The sequence below is a fragment of the Sanguibacter hominis ATCC BAA-789 genome, from assembly GCF_012396185.1.
GTDB lineage: Bacteria > Actinomycetota > Actinomycetes > Actinomycetales > Cellulomonadaceae > Flavimobilis > Flavimobilis hominis.
Genome location: NZ_JAAXOW010000008.1, coordinates 1 through 5,557 on the forward strand (window position 1 = coordinate 1; position 5,557 = coordinate 5,557).

General features: G+C 57.2%; 3 rRNA genes. All 3 read right to left on the minus strand.

From position 1 onward, the window contains the following. Positions 1-27 precede the first annotated feature (27 nt). A 5S ribosomal RNA gene (rrf, locus tag HF995_RS13530) occupies positions 28-144 on the minus strand. A gap of 67 nt (positions 145-211) precedes the next feature. Beyond that, positions 212-3,325: ribosomal RNA gene (locus HF995_RS13535) — 23S ribosomal RNA — on the minus strand. A gap of 449 nt (positions 3,326-3,774) precedes the next feature. Continuing rightward, a 16S ribosomal RNA gene (locus tag HF995_RS13540) occupies positions 3,775-5,296 on the minus strand. The 16S, 23S and 5S rRNA genes sit together here, the layout of an rRNA operon. Positions 5,297-5,557 lie beyond the last annotated feature (261 nt).

Here is a 5,557-nt window from a genome sequence, read left to right on the forward strand (position 1 = left end):
TCGGGGGTGGGCCTTTGGTGAATGGTTGTCCGGCGGCGTCCTACTCTCCCACCCCGTCTCCAGGGCAGTACCATCGGCGCTGAGAGGCTTAGCTTCCGGGTTCGGAATGGGACCGGGCGTTTCCCTCTCGCTATGACCGCCGTAACTCTATGGAGATATCCGTCGCTGGTATCTCGGGAACCGCACAGTGGACGCGTAGCACAAATTTGTTGTTATCAAGTTGTCGGCTCATTAGTACCGGTCAGCTCCATGAGTCTTTAGTCCTCACTTCCACATCCGGCCTATCAACCCAGTGGTCTACTGGGAGCCTCTCACCCCGAAGGGCATGGAAACCTCATCTTGAAGCAAGCTTCCCGCTTAGATGCTTTCAGCGGTTATCTCTTCCCAACGTAGCCAACCAGCCATGCTCCTGGCGGAACAACTGGCACACCAGAGGTTAGTCCGTCCCGGTCCTCTCGTACTAGGGACAGGTCTTCTCAAGTTTCCTGCGCGCGCAGCGGATAGGGACCGAACTGTCTCACGACGTTCTAAACCCAGCTCGCGTACCGCTTTAATGGGCGAACAGCCCAACCCTTGGGACCTACTCCAGCCCCAGGATGCGACGAGCCGACATCGAGGTGCCAAACCATGCCGTCGATATGGACTCTTGGGCAAGATCAGCCTGTTATCCCCGGGGTACCTTTTATCCGTTGAGCGACGGCGCTTCCACAAGCCACCGCCGGATCACTAGTTCCGACTTTCGTCCCTGCTCGACCTGTCAGTCTCACAGTCAAGCTCCCTTGTGCACTTGCACTCGACACCTGATTGCCAACCAGGCTGAGGGAACCTTTGAGCGCCTCCGTTACATTTTAGGAGGCAACCGCCCCAGTTAAACTACCCACCAGGCACTGTCCCTGGTCCGGATCACGGACCGAAGTTAGGTATCCAGAGCGACCAGAGTGGTATTTCAACGTTGACTCCACCGACACTGGCGTGCCGGCTTCACAGTCTCCCACCTATCCTACACAAGCCGCACCGAACACCAATACCAAGCTATAGTAAAGGTCCCGGGGTCTTTCCGTCCTGCTGCGCGTAACGAGCATCTTTACTCGTAGTGCAATTTCGCCGAGTTCACGGTTGAGACAGCGGGGAAGTCGTTACGCCATTCGTGCAGGTCGGAACTTACCCGACAAGGAATTTCGCTACCTTAGGATGGTTATAGTTACCACCGCCGTTTACTGGGGCTTAAATTCTCAGCTTCGCTCCGAAGAGCTGACCAGTCCTCTTAACCTTCCAGCACCGGGCAGGCGTCAGTCCGTATACATCGTCTTGCGACTTCGCACGGACCTGTGTTTTTAGTAAACAGTCGCTTCCCCCTGGTCTCTGCGGCCTTCAAACGCTTCCCGGGCAAGCCGGTACACGCCTCAGGCCCCCCTTCTCCCGAAGTTACGGGGGCATTTTGCCGAGTTCCTTAACCATGATTATCTCGTCGCCTTAGTATTCTCTACCTGACCACCTGAGTCGGTTTAGGGTACGGGCGGCTAGAACCATCGCGTCGAGGTTTTTCTAGGCAGCATAGGATCACCGAATCATCCCCCATACGGGGTCACCGTCAGTTCTCAGGCTATATGAGCAGCGGATTTGCCTACTGCTCGCCCTACAACCTTGGACGTGGACTACCATCGCCACGCTCGGCTACCTTCCTGCGTCACCCCTGTTAATACGCTCACCTACTACCAGCTCGGGTCGCGGCCTCGCCGCACACCAAGACCCCGAAGGGTCAACAGGTGACGGTCCGGGCGCTTAGCATCACCGGGTTCGGTCTGGGCGGTTCTTCGCCGGTACGGGAATATCAACCCGTTGTCCATCGACTACGCCTGTCGGCCTCGCCTTAGGTCCCGACTTACCCAGGGCGGATTAGCCTGGCCCTGGAACCCTTGGTCATTCGGCGGACGGGTTTCTCACCCGTCATTCGCTACTCATGCCTGCATTCTCACTCGTGTAGGCTCCACCACTGGGTTACCCCGCAGCTTCACTGCCCACACGACGCTCCCCTACCCATCCACATGCCTGGACCACGAAGGCCTAGCTCAAATGTGAATGCCACAGCTTCGGCGGTGTACTTGAGCCCCGCTACATTGTCGGCGCGGAATCACTTGACCAGTGAGCTATTACGCACTCTTTCAAGGGTGGCTGCTTCTAAGCCAACCTCCTGGTTGTCTGTGCAACTCCACATCCTTTCCCACTTAGCACACGCTTAGGGGCCTTAGCTGGTGGTCTGGGCTGTTTCCCTCTCGACTACGGAGCTTATCCCCCGCAGTCTCACTGCCACGCTCTGTCTTACCGGCATTCGGAGTTTGGCTGACGTCAGTAACCTTGTAGGGCCCATCGGCCATCCAGTAGCTCTACCTCCGGCAAGAAACACGTGACGCTGCACCTAAATGCATTTCGGGGAGAACCAGCTATCACGGAGTTTGATTGGCCTTTCACCCCTACCCACAGCTCATCCCCCCAGTTTTCAACCTAGGTGGGTTCGGTCCTCCACGCGGTCTTACCCGCGCTTCAACCTGGCCATGGGTAGATCACTCCGCTTCGGGTCTAGACCCAGCGACTATGATCGCCCTATTCGGACTCGCTTTCGCTACGGCTTCCCCACACGGGTTAACCTCGCCACTGAGCACTAACTCGCAGGCTCATTCTTCAAAAGGCACGCTGTCACCCCTGCTAGGGAGGCTCCAACGGATTGTAGGCACACGGTTTCAGGTACTATTTCACTCCCCTCCCGGGGTACTTTTCACCTTTCCCTCACGGTACTTGTCCGCTATCGGTCACTAGGTAGTATTTAGGCTTATCGAGTGGTCTCGACGGATTCACACGGGATTTCTCGGGCCCCGTGCTACTTGGGAACACTCTCGGGAGGCTACGCCATTTCGTCTACGGGGGTATCACCCTCTGTGCCGGCCCTTCCCAAGGCCTTCGACTATAACGAAGCTTTCTGACTCCCTGACCATCCGGCAGAATGATCCAAAAGGTCCCACAACCCCGATGACGCAACCCCTGCCGGGTATCACACGCCATCGGTTTGGCCTGATCCGCTTTCGCTCGCCACTACTCACGGAATATCTCTTCCTGTCGGTACTGAGATGTTTCACTTCCCGACGTTCCCTCCACACACCCTATATATTCAGGTGCGGGTACCTGGACATGACTCCAGGTGGGTTTCCCCATTCGGACATCCTCGGATCACGGTTCGTTTGCCAACTCCCCGAGGCTTATCGCAGGCTACAACGTCCTTCTTCGGCTCCTAGTGCCAAGGCATCCACCCTGTGCCCTTAAAAACTTGACAACAGCTAAAAATTGCAGATACCAAAGATAAATCTTTGATGTTACAAAGATGCTCGCGTCCACTGTGCAGTTCTCAAGCTACCAACGACCCCACCCCCTCGATCGGCGCCGTGCCTACCACCAGCCGTGGGCCAGCAGCGGTTCACCCGCCAGGGGCAGTCCGTGAAGGAAACCAGTCCACCCGGTGCCGTCGCCGGCACCAGAAGGTCTGTTCCCTCAGGACCCAACAGTGTGCTTGAACTCCCCCAGGCATCTGGCACGAGGCGTTCCCACCCCACAAGGAGGCGTACTAACCGGTGCACCAGCACCCGAGCTCGCAAGAAGTCAATGTTCCACCCATGAGCGTCCCACCCCGAGCGCGTTCGGCCCGAGCGTGGCACTTGACCGACCGGCACCAGCACCCGCAAGCGGGCAGACCAGTGGTTGATCCGGACGGTTGTGGCTCCTTAGAAAGGAGGTGATCCAGCCGCACCTTCCGGTACGGCTACCTTGTTACGACTTAGTCCCAATCGCCAATCCCACCTTCGACGGCTCCCTCCACAAGGGTTGGGCCACCGGCTTCGGGTGTTACCGACTTTCGTGACTTGACGGGCGGTGTGTACAAGGCCCGGGAACGTATTCACCGCAGCGTTGCTGATCTGCGATTACTAGCGACTCCGACTTCATGGGGTCGAGTTGCAGACCCCAATCCGAACTGAGACCGGCTTTTTGGGATTCGCTCCACCTCGCGGTATCGCAGCCCTTTGTACCGGCCATTGTAGCATGCGTGAAGCCCAAGACATAAGGGGCATGATGATTTGACGTCATCCCCACCTTCCTCCGAGTTGACCCCGGCAGTATCCTATGAGTCCCCACCCGAAGTGCTGGCAACATAGGACGAGGGTTGCGCTCGTTGCGGGACTTAACCCAACATCTCACGACACGAGCTGACGACAACCATGCACCACCTGTACACCAGTCCGAAGACGCACACATCTCTGCATGATTCCGGTGTATGTCAAGCCTTGGTAAGGTTCTTCGCGTTGCATCGAATTAATCCGCATGCTCCGCCGCTTGTGCGGGCCCCCGTCAATTCCTTTGAGTTTTAGCCTTGCGGCCGTACTCCCCAGGCGGGGCACTTAATGCGTTTGCTGCGGCACGGAACTCGTGGAATGAGCCCCACACCTAGTGCCCAACGTTTACGGCATGGACTACCAGGGTATCTAATCCTGTTCGCTCCCCATGCTTTCGCTCCTCAGCGTCAGTTGCGGCCCAGTGACCTGCCTTCGCCATCGGTGTTCCTCCTGATATCTGCGCATTCCACCGCTACACCAGGAATTCCAGTCACCCCTACCGCACTCTAGTCTGCCCGTACCCGGTGCAAGCTCAAGGTTGAGCCTTGAGTTTTCACACCAGACGCGACAAACCGCCTACGAGCTCTTTACGCCCAATAATTCCGGACAACGCTTGCGCCCTACGTATTACCGCGGCTGCTGGCACGTAGTTAGCCGGCGCTTCTTCTGCAGGTACCGTCACTCTCGCTTCTTCCCTGCTGAAAGGGGTTTACAACCCGAAGGCCTTCATCCCCCACGCGGCGTCGCTGCATCAGGCTTGCGCCCATTGTGCAATATTCCCCACTGCTGCCTCCCGTAGGAGTCTGGGCCGTATCTCAGTCCCAGTGTGGCCGGTCGCCCTCTCAGGCCGGCTACCCGTCGTCGCCTTGGTGGGCCATTACCCCACCAACAAGCTGATAGGCCGCGAGTCCATCCCCCACCGATAAATCTTTCCAGGCACACCCCATGCGAAGGTGCCTCGTATCCGGTATTAGCCACGATTTCCCGAGGTTATCCCGAAGTGAGGGGCAGGTTACTCACGTGTTACTCACCCGTTCGCCACTGATCCAGCAGAGCAAGCTCCACCTTCACCGTTCGACTTGCATGTGTTAAGCACGCCGCCAGCGTTCGTCCTGAGCCAGGATCAAACTCTCCGTAAATGTTTGACGCCAACCAGGCGAACCCGGTTAACAACCATACGAAGCAGACCATCCACCAGGGACAGCCTGAATAAAACTGGCATCAAGATCGAAAACTTGCGTTTTCAATCTATTATCCAAAGGAATCCTCTACGAGCAACCAGACCCAGCCCCACAAAGGACCAGACCAAGCCACCCGACAGGGATATTTGGCATTGACTATCAAGCACACTGTTGAGTTCTCAAGGAACAGACGCGCATCCCCACCCGCCCTTCCAGGCC